This window comes from Psychromonas sp., assembly GCF_041586535.1.
In the GTDB taxonomy this organism is placed as follows: Bacteria; Pseudomonadota; Gammaproteobacteria; order Enterobacterales; family Psychromonadaceae; genus Psychromonas.
This window is the reverse complement of the sequence record NZ_JBFGZY010000228.1, coordinates 1-2783: the sequence shown is the minus strand read 5'-3', so window position 1 is coordinate 2783 and position 2783 is coordinate 1. Positions and strand designations below refer to the sequence as shown.

Sequence of the window (2783 nt, the reverse complement as noted above, 5' to 3'; positions counted from 1 at the left end):
TCCCGAAGGGCGAGGCCCAAATGGTCGCATGTTGCGTTAAATTTTTTCGATTTAGGCCCACTAGATCTTCAAAAATTTGCCTTACCTGCGACCATTTGGGCTCTCGCTGGTGCTGTTTTTTTAAACTATATGGCGCTCTAGCATTCATTTTAACAAGCATAAATGAATAGATAATTATCGGATTTGGTATTATTAATATTGAAAGAGTTTTAGCCCCGTATTTCCGACCGTTATCTCTTGATAAGCGGTTTATTTGAACGGGTCTTATTAAAAATATTTGTAAATAATATCTGATGAAAATATAAGTTTTTGCTAACAACTTCTTAAAGTCTTTTATAAATCAAATTGTTAATTGAATTTGCTTAATATTAGCTATAAAGTTGGGTGTAGGTCTAAAAGATTAATCAGAGCTTTTTCACTTTCATAATAAAAAAATATTAACTGTCCATAACGGATTAATTTAATAAACAGAACAATTGGAGTATCAATGAAAACAATATTTAAAGTTTCTTTTCTCGCCGCCGCTGTCGCATTAACTTTCGGCTGCGATGAAAAACAAGAATCAGCAGCACAAGAAGAGGTCGCAGCGGTACAGGAGTCTGTTACAACAGAAGCAACTTTTGAAAGCGAAGAATATAAAGCAGCTTATGCCATTGGTGCTTCATTTGCGACACAGATTAAAGCCGGAATCAGTAAGCAGGCTGAATTTGGATTAGCGACACTTGATGAAGAAGCTATTATTGCTGGAGTTAGCGATACTCTTCGTGGCAGCGCTAAATTAACTGAGCAGGAGATGATGGAAACAGTTAATGCTTACGGTCAGGAAGTGCAAGCCGCTGCTGAAAAGAAAATGCAGGAACAGGCTGCAAAAGCAGCCGAAGAAGCAGAGCTGTTTTTAGCTGAAAATGCAAAAGCTGAAGGCGTAACGGTAACAGAGTCCGGTTTACAGTACTCGGTGATTACCGCTGCAGAAGGCGCAAAACCTAATGCGGAAGATACAGTGACAGTACATTATGTCGGTACATTAGTTGACGGCACTGAATTTGACAGCTCAGTAAGTCGGGGTGAACCGGCTAAATTTCCGCTTAACCGTGTTATTCCCGGTTGGACAGAAGGTGTACAGCTGATGAGTATCGGTGAGAAATACAAATTTGTGATCCCGGCTGAATTAGCATACGGCGCTCAGGGGGCGGGTTCAATTCCTCCTGGTGCTACTCTGATTTTTGAAGTCGAATTATTAGATATTGAAGCAGCTGCTAGCGCTGAAGAAGCAGCTCCTGCGCAATAATGGCTGTATAATTTATTAATTCTAAGGTCGCTTTATGCGGCCTTTTTTTTACCTGTCATCTTCTCTCACGATAGTTTTCCCGGTATCGCAATCCCGGTCGAATTCCTGATTAAATAGTGTATCCTTAGCGCATTAATTAATGAGGTGATATATGTGGGATGTGGTAATCATTGGTGCTGGTGCATCGGGGTTGATGTGTGCGATTGAAGCGGGTAAGCGCGGACGTAAAGTGTTAGTGCTGGATCATGCAAAACGTGCCGGACAAAAAATTATTATGAGTGGTGGTGGGCGCTGTAATTTCACTAATTTATACGTTGAGCCCAGTAATTTTCTTTGTGATAACCCGCATTTTGTCAAATCAGCGTTAAGTCGTTATACGCAATGGGATTTTATTGCGCTGGTGGATAAGCACCAGATAAGCTGGCATGAACGTGAACACGGGCAACTGTTCTGTGATGACAGCGCCAAACAGATAGTGGCTCTGCTGCTCGATGAGGCGAAAGACGCCGGCGTTAAGGTGCAGCTTCAATGTGAAATTGTCACGCAGTCAAAAATAGCAGACAACCACTTTACACTGCAGACAACATCAGGCGAGTATCAGTGCTCATCACTGGTAGTCGCAACGGGCGGGTTATCTTTACCTAAAATGGGGGCGACACCCCTTGCTTATAAAATTGCCGATCATTACCAAATTCCTGTCAAAGCGACGCGAGCAGGGTTAGTGCCGTTCACCCTGCAGCAGGAGCAAAAAGAAAAATTCGCCGAATTATCAGGTATCAGTCTGCCGGCACGCGCAACCTGCAGGGGTAATTATGGCGGGAAAAAAAGCAAAGAAATCAGTTTTACGGAAGCGTTGTTATTCACCCACCGTGGTTTAAGCGGTCCGGTTATTTTACAGATTTCAAATTACTGGCATCCGGGAGAGAAAATCACACTAGATCTTTTACCTAATCAGGACCTTTTTGCGGAACTATTACATAGTCAACAAAACCGTCCCGATCAGGCGTTGAAAACATTGCTGGCGCAGCGCTTACCCAAACGTGTGGTTGAATGTTTATTAGCATTCTCAGAGATTGAAAGCCTGCCGCTGAAACAATATAACGAAAAACAGCTGCAGGAAATCGCGCTGCTATTCCAGCAATGGTCTCCGCAAATAAATGGTACTGAAGGTTACAGAACTGCCGAAGTCACCTTAGGGGGGATAGACACCGATTTTATCTCTTCAAAAACCTTAGAGTGTAAGAACGTCAAAGGGTTATATTTTATCGGTGAAGCGTTAGACGTCACCGGTTGGCTGGGAGGTTTTAACTTCCAGTGGGCGTGGGCAAGCGGCTGGGCAGCAGGGCAGGTGGTTTAGTTGTAATGATGGAATTAAAACGAAGACGTTCTGAATAAAACGAAAACAATCTTTTTGCCTTTTTTAGATAACTATCTGAATTTAAAAGAAATAGATTGTCTTCGTTTGCAGGTCTCTATTAGTTTTTCTTTTTGAACC

At 42.4% G+C, this 2783-nt stretch carries 2 protein-coding genes; both read left to right on the top strand.

All coding sequences use genetic code 11. The annotated features are described in order from the left end of the window. Positions 1-487: 487 nt before the first annotated feature. Positions 488-1288, top strand: coding sequence for an FKBP-type peptidyl-prolyl cis-trans isomerase (fkpA, locus tag ABZA00_RS16805; RefSeq protein WP_372883301.1), 801 nt, complete (start codon positions 488-490; stop codon positions 1286-1288). A gap of 151 nt (positions 1289-1439) precedes the next feature. Next, positions 1440-2645 carry an NAD(P)/FAD-dependent oxidoreductase gene (locus tag ABZA00_RS16800; protein ID WP_372883300.1) on the top strand — a complete coding sequence of 402 codons (1206 nt, stop codon included), beginning with the start codon at positions 1440-1442 and terminating at the stop codon, positions 2643-2645. Positions 2646-2783: the final 138 nt, after the last annotated feature.

Excerpts from the sequence above, each read along its gene's own strand:
- fkpA (WP_372883301.1), top strand. The coding sequence starts at position 488 with ATGAAAACAATATTTAAAGTTTCTTTTCTCGCCGCCGCTGTCGCATTA.
- ABZA00_RS16800 (WP_372883300.1), top strand. The coding sequence starts at position 1,440 with ATGTGGGATGTGGTAATCATTGGTGCTGGTGCATCGGGGTTGATGTGT.